The organism is Amycolatopsis sp. NPDC114503, from assembly GCF_055633655.1.
Genome location: NZ_JBVKDT010000002.1, coordinates 26,437 through 51,866, shown reverse-complemented (window position 1 = coordinate 51,866; position 25,430 = coordinate 26,437). Strand labels below are relative to the sequence as shown.

The following is a 25,430-nucleotide window of genomic DNA, read 5'->3' as shown; positions in this document are numbered from 1 at the left end:
GAGTGCTGTGCGCGAACTGCTGCCCGGCGATCTGCGCGGACGCTGGTACAACGCGCCCGCTTTCGACCCGGACGACCCATGGGCGGGCTTCGCGCCGCGGCACACGGCCGTCGTTCTGATCGACCTGGTCAACTGGCAAGCCCATCCCGAGGGCCTCAGCGCCCGCTTGTCGCGCGACGACTACAAAATCGTCCGCTGCACGGAGATCGTCCGGCCGGCGCTGGCCGGCGTCCTGCCCGCGGCGCGGGCCGCGGGCGCGATCGTCGTGCACGCCCGGTTCGCGAGCCGGGCCGCCGAGTACGGCGACATCGTGCCCGCGTTGCGCGAATACGTGCGGGCAGCCGGTGCGCGCGAGGGGAGCTGGGAGGCGGAACCCTTGGCCGGGCTGTACCAGCCTGGCGACGTGTCCGTCACGAAGTCCGGCTCGGGCGCGTTCGGCAGTTCCGACCTGGACGGCGTGCTGCGGAATCTCGGTGTGCGGACGGTTCTGTACGCGGGCGTGGTCACCGACAGATGCGTATTGCTGACCGCGGCGGCCGGGTTCGACCTCGGCTACCGGCAGTACTTGCTGACCGATTGCACCGCCGCCAGCACCGCTGCGGAACAGGCAGCGGCCGAAGAACTCATCGCGGGATATTTGGCGCAGCCGGTCACCGGAGCCGAGGCTGCAGCTGCGTTTGGGTGAGGAACGCTGCGAAGAGGGCCGCGGTGTTCGAGGTACTGATCGACCAGGCGCACCGGCGAGAGCTGGTCGATAATCGCGACGTCACGGAGTTCGCGAACGCTGGGCCGTAACACTCTCGAGGGCGTCCGAGAGAGTGATCGTCCTGGGCCGGTATCGACCGCTGAGCCGCACTCAGGTGCAGAAAGCCAGGCCACATGACACCTCTGCCCCGTCTCCGGCTCGTGCCCATGCGCCCCCGTGACCCCCACGAGGCGGGGCGGGCAGCCTCCACTTTGGAACTGTTCTTCGACCTCGTCTTCGTCGTCGCGGTGAGCATCGCCGCGGTCCAGCTCCACCACGCGCTCACCGAAGGCCATGTGCTGGACGGGATCCTCAACTACGGGATCGTGTTCTTCGGGATCTGGTGGGCTTGGATGAACTTCACCTGGTTCGCGACGTCCTTCGACACCGACGACTGGCTGTATCGGGTGTTCACGATCGTGCAGATGGGCGGCGTGCTCGTCCTCGCCTCCGGCATCGCACCGGCGTTCGAGAAGCACGACTATTCGGTGCTGATCATCGCCTACGTCGTCATGCGCCTGGCGCTGGTCGCCCAATGGCTGCGCGCCTCCCGCTCGGCCGGCGCCGCACGTCGGGCCACGCTCGTGTACGCCACTGGCATCACCGTGGTCCAAGCTTTGTGGCTCGCCTCGTTGCTGCTGCCGGACTCGATGTTCGCCATCGCCCTCGTCGTGCTGATCGTGGCCGAGGTCAGCGTGCCAGTCCTCGCCGAACGCACCGGTTCCACGCCGTGGCACCCGCACCACATCACCGAGCGCTACGGGCTGTTCACCCTGATCCTGCTCGGCGAGAGCCTGCTGGGCTCGGCCAACGCGATCATCGAGGCCCTCCACGACACTGGCGATCTCGGGACCCTGATCGGGGTTGCCGCTCTCACCCTGATCGCCACTGCGGCGTTGTGGTGGATCTACTTCTGGCCGCCGCACCACCACGCGATCAGCAGCTTCATCAGCTCCCTGGCCTACGGCTATGGGCACTTCTTCATCTTCGCCGCCGCTGGCGCGTTCTCCGCCGGCATCGAGGTCGAGATCGACGTGCTGGCGGGCCACAGCGAACTGAGCCAGCCTTGGGCCTCGTTCGCCTTCACGGTGCCCCTCGCCGTCTTCGTCCTCGGCATCTGGGCGCTGGCGATCAGGCCCCACGCTGACCGAGTGGTGAACATAGTCATTCCGCTGGCCGGACTCCTGGTGCTGATCGACCCGCTGATCCCAGTGCCGTTCGCTCTCGCCGCGGTCGTCCTCGCCGGCGCTGTCGCAGTGCTCGTCTGGAGACCGCCCGTCGAGGAGACCGGCGAAGCCGCTTCGGCCTGACCACTGCGGATGCACAGACAGCATCCGCGGACGACCGCCGAAGGACTTGGCTGCTGCGAGCCCGCGGCATTGTGGCCAGATTCGGGCCGAGGCCTGTCGAGGCGCTGCCGGGCGACGTCGTGTGGAGCGTTGATTCCGCGCGCGAGCGCGAGGGACACGCGGAAGGGGCGCGCGGCCCAGCCGGTGCCCTTTCGCAGATGATTTCTCGCTTCAGCCGAACACGACGACGCTGCGTGCGGTCTCGCCCTTCTCCGGTGGAAGGCATCCCAGCCATAGGCGACACCCATGCGGGAGCGGAGGGCGAGGTTCACACCATTGGGCTTGGCGCCACGGTCGGTCTTGTAATACTCGGTCGCACCGAGGATGTCGACATCGGTGATGCCCCACTCCGCGGCCTGCTCCAGCGAGGACGGCAGCCCCGGATCGATCAGCCAGTCGGCGCCGCGAGCCTCGGCGGTGCGCTGCTCGCCGATCTGCTCGAGCTTGGCGATCACACCGGAGACAGAGCCCTCGGTCTCGCGCAGCAGCTTGCCGTAGTTCGCGCCCGTGACGGTCGCGACAGCCTTGTAGCGGCGCTCGGTCATCACGGTGTTGATGGCATACCCGCCCGCTCCGCACATGCCGACCAGGCCAATGCGGTTCGCATCCACGTACGGGAGGGTGACGAGGTAATCGACCACGTGGCGGAAGTCCTCCACTCGCAGGGACGGATCCTCGGTCGAACGCGCCTCGCCGCCCGACTCGCCCTGGAAACTCGCGTCGAAAGCGAGAGTGACGAAGCCCTGCTCGGCCAGCTGTGCCGAGTAGACCTCACCCGAAGTCTGCTCCTTGCAAGAACCGATCGGGTGCGCCACGACGATGGTCGGGTACTGCTCGGACGCATCGAAGTTCGGCGGGAAGTAGATGTCCGCCGCGATTTCCCAGTACATGCCGCGGTTCTTGAACTTGACGTGTTCGACAGTCGACACGACGTGCTCCTTCTGCAACTGCTCAATGATTTCTGACCGGCCTCCGGAAGCGGGTGGCCGGAGCGGAGGAACCGATCGGATCCGTCCGGTATTTCAAGGCTAGGAAGCCTGTCGTGAATGAGGCAGTTGCCAGCAGCCCACCCCAGTCGCTCCTTACGCGGTCTGGGATCCAGGAGGGGATGCCTGCGCATCGAGTGCGGTCCCGGAAACTGGCGGCGACGGCGTATTCCAGCTGCCTGGCAACTGCAGGGCGTGACCGCGCATCCGACTGCGGCTTGGACTACGCAGGCTGATCGCAAACTGATGATGAGTCTCGGCGAGGGAATCTCCTGGTTCCGGTTCCTTGTCCGCGACCGGGATACGAAGTTCACGGCACCGTTTGACGCAGTGTTCGCCTCCGAGGACATCGACGTGGTGAGGACCCCGCCGCGAACGCCCCGAGCGAACTGCTTTGCGGAGCGGTTCGTGCGCAGTCTCCGGTCGGAGTGCACCGACAGGATGCTGATCTACAACGAACGCCACGCTGTCGCAGTCCTTGATGGGTTCGCCCGGCACTTCAATGATCATCGTCCGCACGAGGGACGTGAGCACCGCCCGCCTAACCATGATTCCGCCGCCGTCGTCCCGCTCGGCGGCCAGTCCGGCGGCATCGTGTCCTCGGCGGCGTGATCAACGAATACCGCCGAGCACCCTGAACCGATCACAAAACCGCGGATCACAGACCAAGTCGCGAGTTTTGGCACGGTACAGGCACGCACATGGACCTCTACGACGTGTCGAAGTACGTCGACCGCACGGTGGCCGAAGCGGTGCCGTTCTTCCGGGAAAATCTCGCCGTCACCGCGGCGAAGTGACCGGTTCGGACCGCCGGCGATCCCGGCGGGCCGGACCGGCTTCGGTTGAACCTGGCCCGAGCGGCGCATATATTGTGCATCAGCGCGGCGGGGATGCCGCGCCCTCGGAAGTACCAGAGGTGGCCGATGGACGTGGACAGCACCGTCTCGGGGGCCGCCGGGCTGGGCGCTCGGTACCGGGACTTGTGCGCGGATGTCGGGGCCACACTGGGTCTCGACGTGCCCGTGCCGCGGCTCGACGGGCCGTGGGCCGGGGAAGCGGTCGGGGCGATGAGCCGGCTGTGGAACGCGGTGCTCGCCGAGACCTTGCAGATCGCCGACGAACCCGGCGTCTCCGGCGCCCGGCGGCGGGAGCTGGCCGAATTGCTCGGCCGGATCCGCGCGGTCGAGGCCGAACTGGCGGAAGCGCGGCTCGCCGACCGGCATGTGCTGCTGCGCCAGGTGGCCGCGTCGCTCGCGTCGGTTCGCGACGCGAAGTCCGTGGACGAATTCCTCGGCCGGGTCCCGGAAGCGGGGTGCCGGCTCGGGTTCGACCGGGTCCTGGTCTCCCGCGTGGTGGATTCCGTGTGGCGGCTGCACACGATGTGCGTCGTGCACGAGCCGCGGTGGGCGGACGAGATCGTCGCGGTCGGGAAAGCTTCGCCGCCCGCCTTGCGCGGCGGGTTGATCGAGGCTGATGTGGTCGACCGGGCCGAAACCCGGCTCATCTTCGACACCCAGCACAGCGCACGGGTGGACCGCGACCTGATCCGGGTCACGAAGTCCACTTCGTACGGAATCGCCCCGTTGACGGTGCAGGGCCAAGTCGTCGGACTGCTGCACGGCGATCGCTACCACCAGCGACGCGACGTCGACGAAACCGACCGCGCGCTGCTCACACTGATGGCCGAGGCGCTCAGCCATTCCCTGGGCCGCCTGACGATGCTGGAAGGCCTGGCGTTCCTGCGCGACACCGCCGACGGCCTGATGACGCGTCCGGCAGCTCTCCCCGCGCCAGTCGCACCACCCGCGGCGAGCCCGCAGATTCCTTTGACCGCAAGGGAAAACGAGGTGATGGAGCTTCTCGCGGCGGGCCGGTCCAACCGGCATATCGCCCGCGAGCTGCTGATCACCGAGCGCACCGCGAAGTCGCACGTCACGCAGATCCTGCGCAAGCTCGGCGTCGCCAGCCGCACGGAGGCGATCGCGCTCTGGCTGCGCGGCGGGGGACTGTCCTAAGGTACGGCTCCGTCTCGGACCCTTGGCCGATGTGACCGCGGTCGCACCGGCCACAGAATCACCTCACACACCACGACCCGTGGAGGCATGAGGTGACTGAGCAACGAGGCTCGGCAGGCTGGCTGGTCGGCATCGACGTCGGCGGGACCTTCACCGACATCATCGGGCTGGACCGGGCCACCGGGGAGATCCGGGACGGCAAGGTGCTGTCCACCAAGGAACAGGAACACGGCGTCCTCGAGGCGCTCGCCGCGATCGGCGTCGAGCCGGCCGATGTCGCGGAGATCGTGCACGGGCACACCGTCGGCATCAACGCGCTGCTGAGCCGGGCGGGCGCGAAGACCGCGCTGCTGGCCACGCGCGGGCACCGGGACCTGCTCGACATCGGCCGGATGCACCGCGAGTTCGGCGACCGGTTCTACGACCCGACCTGGCTGCGTCCGCACCAGGAGCGGCCGATCGTGCACCGGCGCGACCGGATCGGCATCCCGGAGCGGATCGGCTACGACGGCACGGAACTGCTGGCGCTGGACGAGGCCGCCGTCCGCGCGGCGGCCCGCGATTTCGCCGCGCAGGGTGTGCAGGCGGTCGCGGTGTGCTTCATGAATTCCTACCGGGAACGCGGCCACGAACGGCGTGCGGCGGAAATTCTGGCCGAGGAGATTCCGCACGCCTACGTGCAGACCTCGGACCTGTATCCGGTCACGAAGGAGCATGAACGGACCACGACCGTCGCGCTGGACGCGTATGTCGGACCGGCCGTGGTCGGCTATCTCCGGCGGCTCACCGTTGCACTGGAGGAGCGGCAGTTCGGCGGCACGCTCTGGATCATGACGACGAACGGCGGCGTCGCGACCGTCCAGGACGCGGGCAAAGCTCCGGTGTTCCAGCTCGTGTCCGGGCCGGTCGGCGGCGTGACCGGCAGTCTTCAGCTCGCGCGCGAATCGGGCAAGCGCAACCTGCTGACCATGGATGTCGGCGGCACCAGCACCGACGTCGCGGCGATCGTCGACGCGCAGACCCCGCTCACCGACCTGTGGACCCTGGAGACCGGTCTGACGCTGACGTTGCCGCTGGTCGATGTGGAGAGCGTCGGCTCGGGCGCGGGCAGCATCATCGGCCCGAACGCGCTCGGGCAGGTCGCGGTCGGCCCGAAATCGGCGGGCTCCAACCCCGGCCCAGCGTGTTACGGGCGCGGCGGCATCGAGGCCACGCTCACGGACGCTTGCCTCTTGCTCGGTGTGCTGCAGCCCGACTTGTTTGCGAACGGCCGGATCTCGCTGGACGTCGAGGCCGCGCGCACCGCGTTGGCCCGGACCGGCGAACAGTGGGGGCTTTCCGCGCTGGAGCTGGCCGAGGCCGCCTACCAGATCGCGTGCGAGGACATCGCGGCGAAGATCCGCACCATCTCGGTCTACCGCGGGCTGGACGTGCGCGAGTTCGCCCTGCTCCCGTTCGGTTCGGCCGGTCCGATGCTGGCCGATCGCGTCGCGCGGATCCTCGGACTGGACACGGTTGTCGTGCCGTCGACGCCGGGCCAGTTCTCCGCGCTCGGGCTGCTGCAAAGCGACCTTCGGACCACGCGGGCCCAGTCGCTGATGGTCCCGCTCGCCGCCGATAACGCCGAGACGGTCGACGCGGAATTCGCCGCCATGGAACAGAGCCTCACCGAGGAATTGGCCGCGCAGGGCGTGGAGCTGGACGGCTTGGCGTTTGACCGCGCGGTCTTCGCGATGTACCGCGGGCAGACCTGGGACAACCGGCTGCCCCTCGCGCCCGGCCCGATGACCGCGGAACGCGTGCCGGACGTGGTCGCCGATTTCCACGCGTTCTACCAGGATTCCTACGGTTTCTCCGCGGCGGAAATCCCGGTTGTCGTCTCGACGCTCGAAGTGACCGCGGTGATCCCGAGGCCGAACAAGGTGCCGTCCACCGCCGCGGAGCAAGGCGAATCCCTGCTCGGCGAACGCGACCTCCGGGTCCCCGGATCCGGGGAGACCACGAGCGTCCCGGTGCACGTCCGCGAACGGCTCGCCGCGGGCGAGGTCGTCGACGGACCGGCGATCGTTTCCGAGAAGTTCGCCACCACGGTCGTGCTCCCGGACCGCCGGGCCCGGGTCGACGCCGACCGTCTCCTGATCATCGAGAACCAGGACTGAGGAGCGCCGCCATGACTATTTCCGCGGAACCCGCCGCCGGGACGGCCGAGTTCGAACTCGACATCCTGCGCTACGGCCTGATCGAGGTCGCCCGCGAGATGAACGAGGCGCTGATGCGCAGCGCGTTCTCCCCGGTGTGCCGCGACATTCTCGACTGCACCACCGCCATCCACGTCCGCAGCGGCGACGGCTGGGAGACTGTGGCGCAGTGGGAAGGTTGCATGCAGCACGCCTTCACCTCGCCGCACATCGTGAACTTCGTGATGGACGAGTTCGACCTGGACTCGCTGCAGCCCGGCGACGTCATCTTCGTCAACGACCCGTGGCGCGGCACCATCCACCAGTCCGACGTGAACCTGCTCCGGCCCGTGTTCGTGGACGGCCGGGTCGAGTTCATGCTGCATTCGACGTCGCATCTGGTCGACCTCGGCGGCCCGATCCCCGGCGGATTCTCCAACGGCACGCAGACGTCGTTCGAGGAGCAGATCAAGCTGCCGCCGTCGCTCCTGTACGCCAACGACGTGCCGGTGCGGCCGCTGTTCAACTTCATTCTGGAGAACAACCGGGTGCCACACCTCGTCCTCGGTGACCTGCGTGCGTTGCACGGCTGCCTGGTCGTGGGGGAGCGGCAGCTGCAGGCACTCGTCGCCCGCGGCGGCCTGGAGAAGGTGAAGGAGGCCGGTCGCTATGCGATCGAGGCCACCGAGGCGAGCATGCGCCGCGGCATCGCGGGCATCCCGGACGGCGACTACACCGTGGAGGATTTCCTCGACGAGGACGGCGTCACCGACGAACCGATCCCGGTGCGCGTGACGGTCAAGGTGCGTGGCGACAGCATGGAGATCGACTTCTCCGGTTCCGGCCGGCAGCCGCTGGGCAACTGCGGCACGGCGTGGTGCGAGGCGGTCCGGTGCATCGAAGCGGTCAAGCTGATGGTGGACCCGAGCACGCCGGTCAACAGTGGCACGCTCCGTCCTATTGAGACACTCCTGCCGCAGGGCAGCGTGGTGTGCGTGCTGCCGCCGTCGAGCTGCTCGAACCACGCCGACATCGGAGCCCGCGGCATCAACGCCGTCGCCAGCGCACTGAGCCAGGCCGTCGGCGACCGCGCGATCGCGTGCGACACCGGTACCGCGCTGGTGGTCAGCCTTGGCGGGATCGACACTCGCGCCGGGCACGAGGGCATGCCGTGGGGCGCGTTCGCCCTCGCCGGCGGCGGGTGGGGCGGAACGTGGAAGGAAGACGGGATTTCCTTCTGCGTCACGCCGATCGGCAACTGCCGGACCTCGGTGCAGGAGCACGTCGAGATCGAAAGCCCGTTGATCGTGGCGCAGCACGAGATGGTGCTGGACACCGCCGGAGCGGGCGAGTACCGCGGCGGGCTCGGCTCGGTGTACACGCTCACCGCGCAATCGGACACGATGGTCACGATCACCTGCGACCGGGTGCGCGTCGGTGCGCCGGGGGCTGCCGGAGCTGGTCCTGGCGCGCCCGCTTTCGGCTGGTACATCGAGAACTTCGACCTGGCGCGGCACGCGGATCCGCTCGACCTCCGCGGCGCCGAACCGCTCTTCGGCATGTTCGACGACGACGGCCGCCCGGACCCGAACAACGGCGGGTTCTGCCGGGGCGCGCGGTACCAGACCGGCAAGTTCTCCGGGCTGGTGCTCAAAGCGGGTGACGCGATCCGCTTCGTGATCGGCGGAGGCGGCGGATGGGGCGACCCGCTCGCCCGCGACCTCGACCGGCTCGGCCGAGACCTCGCCGACGGGCTCTACAGCGAGGAATTCGCCGCCAAGGCGTTCGGCGCCGTGCTGCGCGACGGCCGGATCGACGAGGCGGCGACCGCTGAGCGGCGCGCCGAACTCGCCGCCCAGCGCGACGCGGGCACCTGGTCGGTGCCGGTCGCGACGCCCGTCAACTGGATCCTGGGATAGGAGCACCCATGTCTGTCGACCGACTTCTCTTCCCCCGTCCGGAAACCCCGCGCGTGTCCGTCGAGCGCACCCCGGTGGACACCACCTGCCCGTCGTGCGGGAGCACCGACGTCAAAAGGTACCCGGTGGCCAACTACCTGGGCCCGCGCATGGTCGTGAAGTGCCAGGATTGCTTCACGCATCTGTCGGTGACCCGGCCGGAGCCCGAGGACAACTGGCCCGCGTGGCGCTCGCCGACGCGCGACTGGGCGCCCTCGCGGCTGGGGTGACGCGCATGTCCCCGACCCCGCTGGCCCGGCTGTACACCCAGGCGTACGCCGAGTTCGCCGACCGGCCCGCGATCCGGGACTCCCGGCGCGAGCTGACCTACGGCGAACTCGGCAGCCGCGCCCGGCGGATCGCCCAGGCGTTCCGGGCGCTCGGTGCGGAACGCGGCACCCGCGCGGTGCTGCTCGGGCCGAACAGTTGCGAATGGGCCGAGGCGTACCACGGGCTCGTGCTCGGCGGCGGAGTCCGCGTGGGGCTGCTGCCCCGGCTGCACCCCGCCGAACTGGCCCAGATCGCCGCGGACGCGGAACCGGCCTTCGTGCTCGTCGACGGCGAATGGCTCGCCGAGCACGGCACGGCGTGGATTCCGCCGCAGGTCAAGGAAATCATCGTGCTGGGCGAAAGCCCCGGAAGCGGCATCCCGTTCGAGGAGTTCGTCGCGTCGGGCTCGGAAGACGAGTTGCCGCTGCCCGATGCCGAAGACGACGCGTGGCTGCTCTACACCTCCGGCTCGACCGGGCTGCCCAAAGGCGTGCGAGTGCCGCACCGGACGGTCGGCGCGCTCGTGCGCAACGCCCGTGAGGTCCTGCCTCCTCTCGGCCCGGGCGACGCCGCTCTGCACTCCGCGCCGATCAGCCACTTCAGCGGCGGGATCGCAGACGTGATCACGGCGAGTGGCGGGTTGAACATCTACGCGGCGAAGTTCGATGCGGCGGAGGTCGCGGGCGCTGCGGCAGGCGGGGAGGTGACTGTGCTTCCGCTGGTTCCGACGATGATCACGATGCTGCTGGAGGAGCTGGCCCGGCGCGGTTCTCCGGCCGGTCGAGTCGGCAACGTGCGGATCCTGCCGTATGCGGGTTCGGCGATCCAGCCGGGCCGGGCGGCCAAGGCGCGCGCGTACTTCGGCGAGGCGATGCAGCAGCTGTACGGCGCGAGCGAAGCGCAGCTGCCGATCGCGACGCTTCGTCCGGAGGACCACGTCGAAACGCTCAACGAGCGCGGTCTGCCGCGGCTGGCGTCAGCGGGCAATGTGACCGCGCACGTCGAGGTCGAGATCGTGGACGCGGATCGCCGTCCATTGGCACCAGGGGAGACGGGCGAGATCCGTACCCGCGGTGCGCACGTGAGCGCCGGGTACTGGCGGAAACCGGAAGCCACGGCGGAGACCTTTGCGGACGGCTGGGTGCACACCGGCGACGTCGGCTGCCTCGACGAGCACGGGTATTTGTTCATCCTCGACCGGCGCAAGGACATGATCATCACCGGCGGGTTCAACGTGTACCCGCGAGAGATCGAGAACGTCGTCTCCGAGCTGCCCGGAATCCGGGAAGTCGCCGTCGTCGGCGCGCCGGACGAGCGGTGGGGCGAGGCGATCACGGCGTTCGTCTCGGCGGAACCCGGGAACACCGTGTCCGCCGACGGGGTGCTCGCGCATTGCCGCGCCCGGCTCGGCGGCTACAAGGTGCCGAAGAAGGTGGTCTTCGTCGAGGATCTGCCGAAGACCGGCACCGGCAAGATCCAGAAACAGATCCTGCGCGAGAAATTGTGGACCGGCCTGCAGCGCCGGGTCTGAATTCCGCGTGAACCAGAAGGAGTGAAATACATGGCGGTGCCGACTTTCGACAGCCGGAGTCTGTTCTTCGCGTGGAGCACCTACACCACCGATTACGACACCTACGCGAAGTGGTACGACGACGAGCACATCCCGCAGGTGATGGACGTGCCGGGAATGGTGGGGGCCCAACGGTTCCTGCTCTCAGAGACCAAACCGCTGCCGGGCGTGCGCGCGCTCGATTTCGGGCACCTCGCGATCTACGAGATGGAAGGCTCGGCGCAGCCATTCCGCGAAGAGGTCAAGCGCAAGCTGATCTCGGGCGAAATGTTGCTTCCGGACTTCATGAACCGCCCGTTCCAGGCGTTGTTCCTCGACGCGGTGAGCGAACCGTTCCTGTCCGAGCAGTTCGCGAAGGCGGAGAACCTGGACGACCGGCATCTGTTCTTCGCGTGGAGCCGCCACACCGGCGACGACGCGACGTTCGCGAAGTGGTACGACGAAGAGCACATCCCGCAGATCATGTCCGCGCCGGGAATGCTTCGCGCGCAACGGTTCGAGGTCTCGGCCCTCAAACCGCTGCCCGGCGTTGAAACCCCCGATCTCGGGCATCTGGCGATCTACGAGATCGCCGGAAGCCTGGAGGGCTTCCGCGCCGAGGTCAAACGTCAGCTGATCTCCGAGGAAATGGTGTTGCCGGACTTCATGATCCCGCCCTTCGCGGCGATGTTCCTGAAGCCGGTCAGCCCGTTCTTCGTGGCCGCGCGATGAGCTATCCACCACGGCGAGACAAGCCGGAACTTGCCCTGATCACCGGTGCCGCGGGCGGCGTCGGCTCGGCGACCGCGCGGCGGCTCGCCGAGGGCGGCGCGAAGCTCGTCGTCACCGACATCGATGAGGAACGCCTGACGAAGGTCGCGAACGAAACCGGCGCGATCGCTGTCCCAGCCGATGGAACCGACCGCGAAGCCATCCACGCGTTGGTCGCGCGAGCAGTCGAGGAACTGGGCGGCCTGGACACAGTGATCGCGACACAGGGCGCGGCGATCGGCGGGGGAGCGAACCCCAAACACGTCGACTCCTACCACCGCGCGCTCGACGTCAACCTGCACGGGTCTTTCTACTTGGCCGGGGAAGTGCTCCCGCACCTGGCTGCTGCGGAAGGCTCCCTGGTCCTGTTCGCCTCGACCGCCGGGCTGATCGCGGGTCCGCCCGGAGCGGCGGGCTACACAGCGGCGAAAGCGGCGATCATCGGCCTCACCCGCTGGTTGGCCCGGGATTACGGGCCGAAAGGCGTGCGTGTCAATGCGGTTTGCCCGGGATTCGTCCGGACTGCGCTCGCCGCAGGCAGCATGGCGCACCTCGCCGAGCGCGAAGGCATCAGCCTGGACGATGCTTATGCGCTGAGCGCGGCGCACGTGCCGCTACGCCGGGTCGCGGAGCCGGAAGAAATCGCGGCCTGCTGCGCGTTCCTGGCTTCGGGCGACGCCTCGATGGTTACTGGCCATGTGCTGGTCGCCGACGGCGGCGGCGCGGCAGTGGACGCCTCGACGGTGGCCTTCGACAGCTGAAGTGTCCAAGTATCCGGACAGTCGAGCGGTCAGCGCGCCCTTAGCGTTCTTCGCATGTCAACGACGACTCATGAAGAACTGGCCAAGGGCTGGATCCGCGCGCTCTCGGACGTCGAACTTTTCTACTCGCTGTGCGCGGACGACTGCAAGGTCTGGCACAGCGCGGACGACAAGTGGATGACCGTCAAGGGAGCTGTCGACGCCGTCCACGAGCGTGGCGGCCTTCCGACGTTCGAAAACTCCCGCTACACGTTGACCGACAAGGGTTTCTTCGTGCAGACCTCGGCCACGCTGGCGGCCGCGCGGGTGCACCTGATTCAGGTGGTGACCGTGAAGGACGGCAAGGCGGTCTCGGCCGAGGAATACATCGGCCCCGAGATGGACATCGCCGTCTAGGCGGGAAACGGACTTTCGATGAGTGCAATCGCAGGACGCTCCATCATCGTCACCGGCGGCGCCAGCGGGATCGGCGAGACGGCCGCGCGGCTGTTCGCCGAGAACGACGCGCTGGTGACCATCGCGGACATCAGCACCGAAGCCGGCGAAGCGCTGGCGGAGGAACTGTCGGGCAAGGGCTACGAGGCCCAGTTCGTCACCACCGATGTCACCGACGAGGCGCAGGTGGCGGCGATGGTGGAAGCGGCGGAATCCGCGTACGGCAGGTTGGACGGCGCGTTCAACAACGCGGGCGTGCCGAACAACGGCAAGAAGCTGGCCGACCTCACCCGCGAGGAGTTCGACCGGGTCTTCGCGATCAACGTGACCGGTCCGTTCCTCTGCATGAAGCACGAGGTGCCGGCGATGCTGCGCGCGGGCGGCGGTTCGATCGTCAACACGGCGTCGGTCGGTTCGTTCATCTACATCCCGCTGGCCGCGGAGTACACCGCGTCCAAGCACGCGCTGATGGGCCTGACGAAAGCGGCGGCGGCCGAATACGGCGAGCACGGCATCCGCGTCAACGCCATCGGCCCGTCCACCGCGCGCACGCCGATGTACCTGGAGTACCTGAAGCTCAATCCGGAGTACGAGAAGACTGTCGCGGCCACGCACGCGCTGCGGCGCGGCAGCGAACCGGTCGAACAGGCGCAGGCGGCGATGTGGCTGCTGTCGGACGCGGCGTCGTACGTCACCGGCGTGACACTCCCGGTCGACGGCGGCTACACACTGTACTGAGCGGGCCGTTTCATTGACCCGGTGGATGGCCACATGAAATATTATGTTCCATGAGTGCGGTGCCGACTCGCGGCGCGCTGGCCCTCGCCGCGGGTCCGGTGCTCGACCGCGTGCAGACGGAGGTGCGGGGCAGCGCGGTCGCAGTGCTGCTGGCCGACCGCCAGGCCCGGGTGGTGGACATCCGGTACGGCGAACGCTCTTTCGGCCGGGAAGTCGCTTCCCTGGGCGTCCTGCCGGGCGTGCGGCTGGGGGAGGACGACGTCGGCGTGAACGCGATCGGCACTCCGCTGGAAACCCGCCGGAGCCTTCTGCTGCGCGGTGCCGAGCACGCCCTGCCCGCGTTCCACGGGTTCACATGCTTCGGTCATCCGATCGTCCATCCCGGGACCCAGCGGGTCGCCGGAGTGCTCGACTTCGCGGTGCCGGTGAGCCGGGACGAACGGCTGGCCCCAGCGCTGGTGCGCCACCTGGTGACGGAGATCGAAAGCAGGCTGCGGACGGACGCGGCGGAGGCGCAGCAGCGGCTGCTCGCCGCGTTCCAATCCGCGGCCCGGCGACGGGACCGTCGGGTGCTGGTCGTCGGGCACGGCCTTGTGCTGGCCACTCAGCCCGCGCTCGACCTCCTGGCGCCGGCCGACCATGCCGCGGTCCAAGCCTGCATCGAGGACGGCGGTGAGAACACGCGGATCATGTTGGCGTCCGGTCAGCCGGTGCGGCTGTCCTGGGCGCCGGTGGACGGCACCGAGGGGACCATGGTCGACCTGGTCGCCGAGACGCAGCCGCGGCTCCGCGCCGCGGTACCGGTGCGATGGCCGTTGCTGGTGGCGGGGGAGCCGGGCACGGGCAAGACGACCGTCGCGCGGGAGGCCGCCGGGGACGGCGCGGTGGTGCTGGACGGGGTCGAAACGGTCCGGGTCGGCGAGGCGGAATGGGCCGAGCAGGCCAGCCGCCTGCTGGAAGGCGACGGGCCGGCCGTGATCGTCGAAAACGTCCAGCTGCTGTCGGGGCGGCTGGCCGCGCTGGTCGCGGCGCGGGCCCGGACGTCGAAGCGGAACCTCGTGCTGACCTCCGCCCCGGGCGAACCTCACCCGCCGATCACGGCGTGCTGCGGCGAGCGGCGGGAGCTGGCTCCGTTGCGCGTCCGCCGCCACGAGATCCCGCGGCTGGCGCAGCGAATGCTCAGCGGGGAGTGCGCGGCCCGGTTCACGCCGGAGTCCTTGCGGGTGCTGGCGGCTCAGCCGTGGCCGGGGAATCTGGCCGAACTGCGCCGGGTCGTCCGCGCGGTGGCGGAGCTGCGTTCGGCGGGCGACGTCGTCCCGGCCGACCTGCCGCCGTCTCACCGGGACGGATCGGCGCTCGCTTCGCCGTTCGACCGGGCCGAGCGCGAAGTGATCGTCGCGGCGATCGCGGCTGCGGGCGGCAACAAACTCGAAGCCGCCCGGGCGCTGGGGATCAGCCGCTCGACGTTGTACAACCGGATGAAAGCCTTGCGCATCCGCTGATTCTTCGAGCCGCTCTCCGCGCGGCTTGACCCGGTCCCTTGACTAGATATTATATATTTCATGCGCGCTGCCGGGTGGCGGCCGACCTGACATCGACGAGGAGCAGGCATGGCGACGATCATCGAGCAGCTCGCGGGGTTCGCCGCAGGCGCGGACGCCCGGGAATTCCCCGACGAGGTGATCCGCGAGTCCCAGCGCATCCTGCTCGACTCGCTCGGCTGCGCGGTGGCGTCTCTCGGTGACGAAGGCGCGCAGCGCAGCGTCGACTACGCGCGATACCTCGGCGGCACTGAAGGTCCGGCGTCGATCCTCGGCACCGGCACGAAGACTTCGGTCCCCGCCGCCGCGTTCGCCAACGCCGAACTGATCAACGCGCTCGACCAGGACGCGGTCCTGCCGCCCGGACATGTCACGCCGTACGTGCTGCCCGGCGCACTGGCCACCGCGGAGTCGTTGCGGACATCCGGCACGAAGCTGCTCGAGGCGATCGCGGTGGCCCACGAGATGTCGTACCGGATCGGGAAGGCGACCGACTATCTGCGCGACATCAAGGACGGCGTCGTCACCATCCCCGACATCATCGGTTACAGCAGCACGCTTTTCGGCGCCGCGGCCGCAGTCGGCGTCGTGAAGGGCCTCGACGGCGAAACTCTGGCCGACGCGCTCGGCATCATGGGCTCCACCGCGCCGACCAACACTCAGCGCGCGTGGATGATGCACGCCCCGTCGACGACGATCAAGTACCAGCTCGCCGGAGGGCTGGCGCTGTCGGCGGTCACGGCCGCGAACCTCGCCGAACGCGGCCACACGGGCGACCGGCAGATGCTCGACGACCGCGAATACGGATTCCCGCGTTTCATCGGCACCTCCCGCTGGGAACCGGCGCCGATCACCGCGGACCTCGGTGCAGAGTGGACGTTCACGCCGTTCCAGTCGTTCAAGCCGTATCCGCACTGCCGGGTCATGCACGCACTGCTCGACGCGCTGACCGAAATCGTCGAGACACACGACCTCCGTCCCGGCGAGATCGACGCGATCACCGCGTATGGCGAGAGCTTCGTCATGCAGCCGGTGTGGGTGAACGAAACCATCCGCAACCCGCGCGACGCGCAGTTCAGCATGACGCACGGCCTCGCCCTCGCCGCGCACCGGATTCCGCCCGGCAAGGACTGGCAGACCCCGGAAGCGGTGCTGGACCCGTCGGTGCTCGACCTGACGAAGAAGGCGTCGTTCCAGGCGCACCCGGACTACACAGAGGCGTTGAAGAGCAATCCGGCGGCTCGCCGGTCGCTGGTCGAGGTCGAGGCTCGCGGCACCACCTACCGGGGCGAGCGGGCGTACCCGAAGGGCAGCCCTTCGCCCGATCCGGCCACCTACATGAGCGACGACGAGCTGGCCGCCAAGTTCCGGCACAACGTGGAAGGCGTGGTGGCGGACCCGGACGCGATCGTCCAGGCCGTGTTCGACCTGCAGAACGTCAAGGACGTCGCGGAGCTGCTGAACGAGTTGAAGCCGGCGGTGAAGGCATGATCGAGGTGATCAACCCGGCCACCGAAGAGGCGATCGGGTCCATCGTGGACAGCGACGCGGCGACCGTCGACGCCGCCGTGTCCGCCGCCAGCGCAGCCCTCGGCCCCTGGTCGGCTCTGTCGCCCGCCACCCGCGCCGGCTACCTGCGCGCGCTGGCGGACGAGTTCGAAAAGCGATCCGAGGAGATCTCGGAGCTGGTCACCCGCCAGAACGGCACGCCGATCAGCATCACCCGCGCGATGCAGAGCCAAGTGCCGGTCTGCTACCGGTACTTCGCTTCGCTCGCGGAGAAACTCTCGGTCGAGCAACACGTCGAGACGGCGAGCGGCGACGCGATCGTCCTGCGCGAACCGGTCGGCGTGGTCGCGGCCATCACTCCGTGGAACGGCCCGCAGCCGCTCATCGCGTGGAAGCTCGGCCCCGCGCTGGCGGCCGGCTGCACCTCAGTGATCAAGCCGGCGCCAGAGACGTCGCTCGATGCGCTCGTCTTCGCGGAAATCGTTGCCGCGGCGGGAATTCCCGAAGGCGTAGTGAACATCGTGACCGGCGGACGCGAAACTGGCGCGGCACTGGTCGCGCATCCTGGCGTGCACAAGGTGGCGTTCACCGGCTCGACCGTGGCGGGCAAAGCGATCGCCGCCGAGTGCGCGAAGCAACTGAAGCACGTCACGCTGGAGCTGGGCGGAAAGTCGGCGGGCATCCTGCTCGACGACGTCGATCTCGACGCGTTCCGGCCGCTGGTGCTTTCCGCCTGCTCGCCGAACACCGGGCAGACCTGCCGGGCGCTGACCCGGGTACTGGCTCCGGCGTCGCGCTACGACGAGGTCGTGGACCTGCTCGCGACCACGATGACCGAAATCCCGCAAGGGGATCCGCTCGACCCGGCGGTGTTCTTCGGCCCGCTGGTGAACGCGACGCAGCGAGAGCGAGTGGAGTCCTACATCGAACTCGGCAAGGCGGAGGGCGCCGAACTGGTGATCGGCGGCGGCCGCCCGTTCGAGCGCGGCTACTACGTCGCACCGACGATCTTCCGCGGCGTCACCAACGACATGCGCATCGCCCGCGAGGAAATCTTCGGCCCGGTGCTCACCGTGATGCCGTACCGGACGGTGGACGAAGCGGTCGCCATCGCGAACGACTCGGAATACGGCTTGGGCGGCGGAGTGTTTTCGCCGGACCGCGATCGGGCGACGGAAGTGGCCCGCCGGATCGTGACCGGGAGCGTCGGAGTGAACACCTCGACGCTGCCGATCGAGACGCCGTTCGGCGGCGTCAAGAACAGCGGGATCGGCCGGGAACTGGGGCCGCAGAGCGTGGACGCGTACCTGGAGTACAAGACGATCTTCCGGGCGTAGCGCGGCCGGTGCGGACGAGAACGGAGACGACGAGTTGTCGAACTCGATCGAGATCGCGGGTGTCGAGGTCAGGCACCTGAACGAGGTGTATGTCGGCGGCGAGTGGCTGCCCGCGAGCGGGGGCCGGTACGAGATCGTGTCGCCCGCGGACGAAAAGGTCGTCGCCGACGTCGGGCTGCCGGGAACCGATCAAGCCGAGGCGGCGGTGGCCGCGGCGCACGAGCAGGGATTGACTTCGTGGGCCCGCTTGCCCGTCGCGGAACGAGTCGAGGCCGTCCGGCGTTTCTGCGCCGCTGTGGAACAACGGCTCCCGGAGATGGGCGCGGTGTGGGCGGTCGAGGCCGGGATGCCGGTCCGCTACAGCACCACCCTGCATCGCTTCGGCGCGGTCGGAGCGTGGACCGCGGCACTCGACCAGGCCGAAGACGCGCTGCGGCCGGAACGGCGCAGCACCCCGCTCGGCGACGTGCTCGTGAAGCACGAGCCGGCCGGGGTGGTCGCCGGGATCATGGCGTACAACGGCCCGCTGGTCACGATGGCCACCAAGATCATCCCCGCCCTGCTCGCCGGTTGCCCGGTGATCGTGAAAGCGGCGGTGGAATCGCAGCTGATCATGCGCCTGGTCGCCGAGTGCGCCGAAGCGGCCGGGTTCCCGCCCGGCACGCTGTCCATTCTGGCCGGGAGCACCGACGTCGCTCGTGCCTTGTCGGCCGATCCGCGCGTAGACCTGGTTTCCCTGACCGGCGGACGCGTCGCCGCGCAGGACATCATCGAATCGACCCGCGGCCGGTTTGCGCGCACGCACCTGGAACTGGGCGGGAAATCTCCGGCGCTCATCCTTCCGGACGCCCCGCTGGACAAGGTGCTGCGCAGCCTGCTCCCGGGCGCGACCGGCGGCACCGGGCAAGTCTGCGCCCTGCTCACCCGCGTGCTCGTCCCCGAATCGAGGCACGACGAAGTCGTCGAGGCGATGACCGGCGCGTGGTCGCGGCTGAAGATCGGCGATCCGCTCGACCGCGATACCGACATCGGCCCGCTCGCCAACGCGGCCGCTCGCGACCGCACCGAACGGGCTGTCCAGCGCGCCGTCGCGGAAGGAGGCCGCGTAGTCGCCGGGGGAGGGCGTCCGCCTGGTTCCGGGTGGTGGTTCGAGCCCACCATCGTGACCGACGTCCAGCGGGAGTCGGACCTGGCCCGGAACGAGGTTTTCGGCCCGGTCACGGCGGTGCTGACCTACACGGACCTCGACGACGGCATCGCGCTCGCCAACGACACGTCCTACGGCCTCGCCGCGACGGTCTACACGACCGACCTCGAACGCGGCCAGTACTGCGCGGACCGCATCGCCGCGGGCTCGGTCGCGCTGAATTCGTTCGGCCCGAGCGTCGCCGCGCCCTGGGGCGGGCGGAAAGGATCCGGCTGGGGACGGGAAGGCGGGCCCGAAGGAATCCGGGAATTCGCCGAGACCAAGCAGATCCTCATCGGACCCGGCCTCTCATGACCGCCGCTGTCCCGGCCCCGCTCCGGTGCCGCTGGAGATCGAGGAGCACAGCCAAGCGGGCATGGCGAACCGCTATGTCGCAGGTGCTTCCGGGCTGCGTGGGCGTTCTCCGCCAGTCGGCGAGAGGGACAGCGGCGGGGCTCGGGGCGCGGCTGGCGGCCGAGGCAAGCGCCACCACGGTTCCCGGCCGAGGGAGCGTCGCCGCGCGGATCGCGGCAATCAGATGACCGAAGGAACTGCGCGGCTGTCGGCGTGGCTCGGGCCCCTCGGCCGGGGCTGTCTTGACCGCGCCGCTGTGGAAGTTTAATATAAAATATTATTTCTGCGGCAAGGAGGTGCGCGATGGCGCCTCGGACGGATCCGGACCTGAGCTGCCGGGCGCTGGCCCTCCTCCGCGTCGTGGCCGCCGGACGGGCCGAGATCACCTGCAGCCGGGAGCCGGACATGTTCGTCGACGGCGTGCCGTGCTGCGACCAGTACACCGCGCACGCGCTCGCCCATCGAGGGCTGATCGTCCAATCCGGACCGGCTGTGCTCGGGAAGCGGGTCCGCGCCCGCCTCACGCCGGCTGGTGCGGCAGCGCTGGGGGCGGCCGGCGAGGCGGCCTGAAAAGAAAAAGCAACGGGCAGGACAGCGGCTGAACAGGCCGCTGTCCTGCCCGTCTCCATGTCCGCCCCTGCGGTCGCTTCGTTTTGCGGACTCGGCTGTGCGGTGAGCGGCTGTTGCCCCGGTCTCACCCGGCCTACCGTTCGGATGTGCGGCAGCGCACCAGCGCCGCCTGATCGAGCCAACAATGGAGTTGCGCCGGAATGGACCAGAAAACACACCCGCCCTCCCTCGAGCGGGAACCAGTCGAGGGCGTCTGTCCGCGGTGCCGGGCCGCCGAGTTGTCCCGCTATCCGGTCAACTCCGAGGGCGGCTGGTTCGAGGTCGTGAAATGCCAGGCGTGCCTGTTCTCGGTCAGCCGGGAGCGCGGACCGCGGCTCGGGCCGATCCAGTTGCTCTCCGACCTCGTGTAGCGAAAGGACCGACGATGATCGCAGTCGACGTGGGCGGCACTTTCACCGACGTGGTCGCCCTGCGGGACGGGAAAATCCGCACCGCGAAGGTTTCCACCGACTACACCGATGTGACGCGCCCGGTGCTCGAAGGCGCCGCGCTGCTCGGCGTCGCGGGAGCCTCGGTGTTCAACCACGCCAGCACGCACGGGCTGAACGCGGTGATCACCCGCGACGTGCCGAAGATCGGGTTCCTGACGACCGAGGGACACCGCGACATCCTGGACATGGGACGGGTGTGGCGGCCGGCGGAGGCCATTTTGGACCCCGGCTGGCGACGCAGTTTCGGCGACGCCGCGCGGCCGCTGGTGCCGCGGTACCTGCGCCGGGGAATCCGGGAGCGGCTCACCGCGACCGGCGGCGTGCTGTTCGAGCTGGACGAGGCGCAGGCGCGAGCCGAACTCGAAGTGCTGCGCAAGTGCGGCGTGACCGGCGTGGCCGTCTGCCTGATCAACGCCTATGTGAACCCAGCGCACGAACTCCGCCTGCGCGACCTGGTCCGCGAGGTGCTCGGGGACGTGCCGTGCTCGTTGTCCAGCGAGGTGTCCCCTCTCGCCAAGGAGTACGCGCGGGCGTCGACGACGGTGGTCGACGCGCTGATGAAGCTCATCTACGCGGACTACACCGCGCGGCTCGAAAAGCGGCTGGCCGAGCTGGGCTTCACCGGGCAGCTGAACTTCGCCGATTGCGCGGCGACGCTCGTGCCGTCGCACCGCGCGATGGAACAACCGTTCCGCATCGTGTTCTCCGGGCCCGCGGCGGGCACCGTCGCCAGCGCGCACTTCGGTTCGCTGATCGGCGAGCGCCACCTGTTGTGCGCGGACGTCGGAGGCACGTCGTGCGACATCAGCGTGGTCACCGGCGGCGAGCCGTTCGTCGACACCACTTTCGAACTGGAGCACGATCTCGTCGTCAACGCGCTGGCCAACGACGTCAGCGCGATCGGCGCGGGCGGCGGCAGCCTGGTGACGATCGGCCAGACCGGCGAGATCCAGGTCGGCCCCGGCAGCGCCGGTTCGACGCCCGGCCCGGCCTGCTACGGCCGCGGCGGCGCCCAGCCGACCACAACCGACACCTGCCTGCTGATCGGCGTCATCGACCCGGGAACGTTCGCCGACGGCGAGCTGGCGCTGGATCCGGAGCTGGCCCGGCAAGCGTTCGAGAACCTCGACTCGGAGTTCACGCTGGCTCAGCGGGTGCGCTACGCGTACGAGATGGCGGTGCACAACATCGCCGAGGGCGTCTTCAACGTCGCGATCAAGAACGGCGTCGACCCGCGGGACTACACCCTGATCGCCTACGGCGCCGCCGGGCCGATGCTGCTGCCCGCGGCGATGGACGCGGTGCACTGCAAGCAGGTCGTCGTTCCGCCGAACCCGGGGCTGTTCTCCGCGCTGGGTCTCTTGTCGGCCGACCAGGTGTTCACCGTGAACCGCAGCGCCTACACCGTGCTCACGCCGGACGCGGCGGAGCGGATCGACGGGTTGTTCGCCGAGATGGAGGAGCAGCTGCGCGAGCGGCTGAGCCCGGACGCCGCGGTGACTTTAGAACGCAGCTACGACGGGCATCTCGTCGGGCAGAGCTGGGACACGCCGTTCGTGCCGGTGCCTGCCGGGACCCTCGACGAGCCGGCGGTCGCCGCGATGATCGCGTCGTTCCACGACACCTACCAGGAGCGGTCGGGCAATCGCTTCGAAATGGTCCCGGTCGAGGGCGTCACGTTCCGGGTCCGCGCGGTGCTGGACACCCCGAAGGTCGAGTATCCGGAACTGCCCGCCCGCGCCGCGGACGAGCCGCTCCGCCCGGTCCGCACGGCGACCCTGCGGTATCTGGGCGAGGGTGAGGAAGACCAGGAAGCGCCGGTGTACGACCGCGCAGCGCTCCGGGCGGGCGACGAGTTCGACGGCCGGGCGATCGTCCACGAAGGACTGTCCACGACCCACGTCGGCGCCGGCCAGCATCTCGTCGTCGGTCGCTACGGCGAACTCGTCATCCGGAAGAAGTGAGCGTCATGACCACTTTGGACACTCCGTCCGTCCGCATCCGCGATCTGGCCGACGACGAGTTCGCCGGTGCCTACCGCACTGACCGCTTCACCGCGTCGGTGATCGTGAACCGCTTGAAATACGCCGTGGGGCACATGAGCACCGCGTTTCTGCGGGAGGCGTTCTCGCCGATCATCCGCGACTGGTACGACTTCGCGTGCACCATCAGCGGCCCGCCGTCCCAGGACTACCGGATGGCCGTCGTCAGCAACAGCCTGACGCCGTTCCTCGGCACGATGCCCGACGCCACCCGCAACGCGGTCGAGGAATTCGGCCCGGAGAACCTGTCCCCGGGCGACGTGCTGATCTGCAATGACCCGTACCGCGGCGGACGGCACGTCAACGACGTGCTGTTCACCCGGCCGGTGTTCGCCGACGGCGAGATCGTCGCGTTCGTGACGATGTGCGCCCACCAGCTGGACATGGGCGGCACGGTTCCCGGCGGCTTCTCGGCGACCAAGACCAACGTCTACGAGAACGGCCTCGTCCTGCCGCCGATGCTGCTGTGGGCGAAGGACCAGCCGGTGCGGTCGACGTTCAGCCTGATCTTCGACAACACCCGCTGGGGCGGCCTGCTGCTGCCGGACTTCCGCAGCATGCACCAGCAGCTGCAGCTGGGCGAGCGGCTGGTGCGGGAGAACATCGAGCGCTACGGCCTCGACGCGTTTCTCGGCGCGCTCGAATACTCGTGCGACACGTCAGCCGAGCAGATGCGCGAAGCGATCGCGAGCATTCCGGACGGCGACTACACCGGTCGCGCGCTGATCGACGCGGACGGGCTCGACGACACCGTCGATTACCAGGTGCACGTGACGCTGCACAAACGCGGGCACGACATCGAGGCCGACCTTTCCGGCACCTCAGCGCAAGCCAGGACCTGCATCAACTGCGGTGTTCTCGACGCGAAAACCGCGCTGGGCGTGGCGCTGACGATGCTGCTCGACCCGGCGATCCCGTTCACCTCGGGCACCTGGCGGAACGTCGACCTGGTCGCGCCGCCGGGGACGCTGCTGAGCGCATTGCCGCCGGAGGGCGCGCCGATGATGTTCTGGGAGCCGTCCGGGGCGCTGATCTCCGCGATTTTCGATGCGCTGAACCCGGTGCTGGGCGAACGCGCGATCGGCGGGGACTACGGTTCCACCAACACGCACAATGCGAGCGGCGTGCGGGCAGACGGCACGCCGTGGACGAGCGCGACGCAGTGCGGCGGCGAGCACGGTCCGTGGGGCGCCACCAAAGAGGGCGACGGCGACAGCTACACCGTGCTGTACAACCTCAACAATCTGGACCCGGCCACGGAGACGATCGAGCACGATTCGCCAGTCGTCCTCCTGCGCAAGGAGCACGCCATCGACACCGGCGGACCGGGCAAGCACCGCGGCGGCGCGGCGAACCTGAAGGACACGCTCTGGCTGACCGCGGCCGCGCAGCACCTGTCTCCGTTCCGGACCAAGGAGCCCAGCGGCGTCGGCGCGGACGGCGGGAAGCCGGGACCGACCGGCGCCATGTGGATCTTCCCGCCGCGGGAAGGGAGCTCCGGGCCGGACGGGCTGCTGGGGGTTGCCCCGGACGTCTACGCCGGGAGCACGCCCGTCGCCGGGGTGCTCGACCCGGAAACCAAGGCGCTGGACCCGGACGGCGGGGTTTACCACTACTTCGCGAGCCGCAAGGCGTGGTTGACCGAGGCGGGTTCGGTCCTGCGGTGCCTGACGAACGGCGGCGGCGTATGGGGTTCGCCGTTCGACCGCGCGCCGGAGAAGGTGCTCGCCGATGTGCGCGACGAATACGTGAGCGTCGAAGGTGCGGCGCGGGACTACGGCGTGGTCGTCGTCGGCGACCCGCACTACGACCCCGAGTGTCTGCGCGTCGACGAGGAAGCAACTGCCCGGCTGCGTTCCGGCCGGTCGAACGAACGAGGAGTGAGCTGATGGTTTCCGCCGCGGTCCCGGTTTTCGGGGATCGGAACCTGTTCTTCGCGTGGAGCACCTACACGACGGACTACGCGACGTACGCGAAGTGGTACGACGAGGAGCACATCCCGCAGGTGATGGACGCACCCGGCATGGCAGGCGCGCAGCGGTTCGTCATCGCCGACACGAAGCCGTTGCCGGGCGTGCGCTCGCTCGACTTCGGGCACCTCGCACTGTACGAAATGGACGGCAGTCCGCAGGGATTCCGGGACGAGGTCAAGCGAAAGCTGATCTCCGGGGAGATGGTCCTGCCCGAGTACATGGTGCAGCCGTTCCAGGCGCTCTTCGCGAAGCCGGTGAGCGAGCCGTTCCACACCGAACAGTTCGCGGCGGCGGAGAACCTGGACGACCGGCATTTGTTCTTCGCGTGGAGCCGGCACACGGGCGACGACGCGACGTTCGCGAAGTGGTATGACGAGGAGCACATTCCGCAGATCATGTCCGCGCCGGGAATGCTGCGCGCGCAACGGTTCGAGGTGTCCGACGTGAAGCCGCTGCCCGGCGTCAAGCCGGTCGACGAGGGGCATCTGGCGATCTACGAGACCGCCGGCGGACTCGAAGGGTTCCGGGCGGAGGTCAAGCGGCAGCTGATGTCTGGCGAGATGGTGTTGCCGGACTTCATGAGCCCGCCGTTCGCGACGATGTTCCTCAAGCCGGTCAGCCCGTTCTTCCGCTCGAGCCGCGAGTCGTGACGCGCGGATGAGGCAGGAGCGCA

General features: G+C 69.0%; 21 protein-coding genes and 1 pseudogene. 21 read left to right on the top strand and 1 reads right to left on the bottom strand.

Annotation, left to right across the window (positions count from 1 at the left end; translation table 11 throughout):
• Nucleotides 1-7: 7 nt before the first annotated feature.
• Together ACZ7OI_RS08415 and ACZ7OI_RS08410 are read left to right on the top strand one after the other, a co-directional pair.
• Complete coding sequence (locus ACZ7OI_RS08415; protein ID WP_470263512.1) at nt 8-685, top strand: cysteine hydrolase family protein; 678 nt, start codon at nt 8-10, stop codon at nt 683-685.
• Between the two features lie 227 nt (nt 686-912).
• On the top strand, nt 913-2,055 hold the full coding sequence (locus tag ACZ7OI_RS08410; RefSeq protein ID WP_470263511.1) for a low temperature requirement protein A: 1,143 nt from the start codon (nt 913-915) through the stop codon (nt 2,053-2,055).
• Between the two features lie 602 nt (nt 2,056-2,657).
• Here the strand turns inward: ACZ7OI_RS08410 and ACZ7OI_RS08405 are convergent.
• Nucleotides 2,658-2,984 (bottom strand): annotated as a pseudogene (locus ACZ7OI_RS08405) (alpha/beta hydrolase); the annotation flags it as partial.
• Between the two features lie 156 nt (nt 2,985-3,140).
• Between ACZ7OI_RS08405 and ACZ7OI_RS08400 the strand changes: the two are divergent.
• The 19 genes from ACZ7OI_RS08400 (at nt 3,141) to ACZ7OI_RS08310 (ending at nt 25,407) form a co-directional block, all read left to right on the top strand.
• Nucleotides 3,141-3,692: an integrase core domain-containing protein gene (locus ACZ7OI_RS08400; RefSeq protein WP_470263510.1), complete on the top strand. Its 552-nt coding sequence runs from the start codon at nt 3,141-3,143 to the stop codon at nt 3,690-3,692.
• A gap of 311 nt (nt 3,693-4,003) precedes the next feature.
• Nucleotides 4,004-5,095, top strand: a complete 1,092-nt coding sequence (locus tag ACZ7OI_RS08395; RefSeq protein WP_470263509.1) for a helix-turn-helix transcriptional regulator — start codon at nt 4,004-4,006, stop codon at nt 5,093-5,095.
• Nucleotides 5,096-5,187: 92 nt separating this feature from the next.
• Nucleotides 5,188-7,254 (top strand): hydantoinase/oxoprolinase family protein, encoded by a 2,067-nt coding sequence (locus tag ACZ7OI_RS08390; protein ID WP_470263508.1) that lies wholly within the window; start codon nt 5,188-5,190, stop codon nt 7,252-7,254.
• Nucleotides 7,255-7,265: 11 nt separating this feature from the next.
• Nucleotides 7,266-9,191: a hydantoinase B/oxoprolinase family protein gene (locus ACZ7OI_RS08385; protein WP_470263507.1), complete on the top strand. Its 1,926-nt coding sequence runs from the start codon at nt 7,266-7,268 to the stop codon at nt 9,189-9,191.
• Between the two features lie 8 nt (nt 9,192-9,199).
• Nucleotides 9,200-9,460 (top strand): hypothetical protein, encoded by a 261-nt coding sequence (locus tag ACZ7OI_RS08380; protein WP_470263506.1) that lies wholly within the window; start codon nt 9,200-9,202, stop codon nt 9,458-9,460.
• A 5-nt stretch (nt 9,461-9,465) separates the two neighbouring features.
• Nucleotides 9,466-11,031, top strand: coding sequence for a class I adenylate-forming enzyme family protein (locus tag ACZ7OI_RS08375; RefSeq protein ID WP_470263505.1), 1,566 nt, complete (start codon nt 9,466-9,468; stop codon nt 11,029-11,031).
• A gap of 30 nt (nt 11,032-11,061) precedes the next feature.
• The gene (locus ACZ7OI_RS08370; protein ID WP_470263504.1) at nt 11,062-11,781 is read left to right on the top strand and encodes a hypothetical protein; all 720 of its coding nucleotides are present in this window, start codon (nt 11,062-11,064) and stop codon (nt 11,779-11,781) included.
• Nucleotides 11,778-12,581 carry an SDR family NAD(P)-dependent oxidoreductase gene (locus ACZ7OI_RS08365; protein WP_470263503.1) on the top strand — a complete coding sequence of 268 codons (804 nt, stop codon included), beginning with the start codon at nt 11,778-11,780 and terminating at the stop codon, nt 12,579-12,581. The genes ACZ7OI_RS08370 and ACZ7OI_RS08365 overlap by 4 nt, the downstream gene beginning before the upstream one ends.
• A 54-nt stretch (nt 12,582-12,635) precedes the next feature.
• Complete coding sequence (locus tag ACZ7OI_RS08360) at nt 12,636-12,977, top strand: nuclear transport factor 2-like protein (protein WP_470263502.1); 342 nt, start codon at nt 12,636-12,638, stop codon at nt 12,975-12,977.
• Between the two features lie 18 nt (nt 12,978-12,995).
• Nucleotides 12,996-13,754: an SDR family NAD(P)-dependent oxidoreductase gene (locus ACZ7OI_RS08355; protein ID WP_470263501.1), complete on the top strand. Its 759-nt coding sequence runs from the start codon at nt 12,996-12,998 to the stop codon at nt 13,752-13,754.
• A gap of 50 nt (nt 13,755-13,804) precedes the next feature.
• Nucleotides 13,805-15,256: a helix-turn-helix domain-containing protein gene (locus ACZ7OI_RS08350; RefSeq protein ID WP_470263500.1), complete on the top strand. Its 1,452-nt coding sequence runs from the start codon at nt 13,805-13,807 to the stop codon at nt 15,254-15,256.
• 108 nt (nt 15,257-15,364) lie between these two features.
• Nucleotides 15,365-16,786 (top strand): MmgE/PrpD family protein, encoded by a 1,422-nt coding sequence (locus ACZ7OI_RS08345; protein ID WP_470263499.1) that lies wholly within the window; start codon nt 15,365-15,367, stop codon nt 16,784-16,786.
• The gene (locus ACZ7OI_RS08340; protein ID WP_470263498.1) at nt 16,783-18,141 is read left to right on the top strand and encodes an aldehyde dehydrogenase; all 1,359 of its coding nucleotides are present in this window, start codon (nt 16,783-16,785) and stop codon (nt 18,139-18,141) included. Before ACZ7OI_RS08345 ends, ACZ7OI_RS08340 begins: the two co-directional genes overlap by 4 nt.
• Nucleotides 18,142-18,175: 34 nt before the next feature.
• On the top strand, nt 18,176-19,642 hold the full coding sequence (locus ACZ7OI_RS08335) for an aldehyde dehydrogenase family protein (protein WP_470263497.1): 1,467 nt from the start codon (nt 18,176-18,178) through the stop codon (nt 19,640-19,642).
• Nucleotides 19,643-19,984: 342 nt separating this feature from the next.
• On the top strand, nt 19,985-20,251 hold the full coding sequence (locus tag ACZ7OI_RS08330) for a hypothetical protein (RefSeq protein ID WP_470263496.1): 267 nt from the start codon (nt 19,985-19,987) through the stop codon (nt 20,249-20,251).
• 200 nt (nt 20,252-20,451) lie between these two features.
• Nucleotides 20,452-20,661: a hypothetical protein gene (locus tag ACZ7OI_RS08325; protein ID WP_470263495.1), complete on the top strand. Its 210-nt coding sequence runs from the start codon at nt 20,452-20,454 to the stop codon at nt 20,659-20,661.
• 14 nt (nt 20,662-20,675) lie between these two features.
• The gene (locus ACZ7OI_RS08320) at nt 20,676-22,706 is read left to right on the top strand and encodes a hydantoinase/oxoprolinase family protein (protein ID WP_470263494.1); all 2,031 of its coding nucleotides are present in this window, start codon (nt 20,676-20,678) and stop codon (nt 22,704-22,706) included.
• Nucleotides 22,707-22,711: 5 nt separating this feature from the next.
• On the top strand, nt 22,712-24,673 hold the full coding sequence (locus ACZ7OI_RS08315; RefSeq protein ID WP_470263493.1) for a hydantoinase B/oxoprolinase family protein: 1,962 nt from the start codon (nt 22,712-22,714) through the stop codon (nt 24,671-24,673).
• Nucleotides 24,673-25,407 carry a hypothetical protein gene (locus tag ACZ7OI_RS08310; RefSeq protein ID WP_470263492.1) on the top strand — a complete coding sequence of 245 codons (735 nt, stop codon included), beginning with the start codon at nt 24,673-24,675 and terminating at the stop codon, nt 25,405-25,407. Before ACZ7OI_RS08315 ends, ACZ7OI_RS08310 begins: the two co-directional genes overlap by 1 nt.
• Nucleotides 25,408-25,430 lie beyond the last annotated feature (23 nt).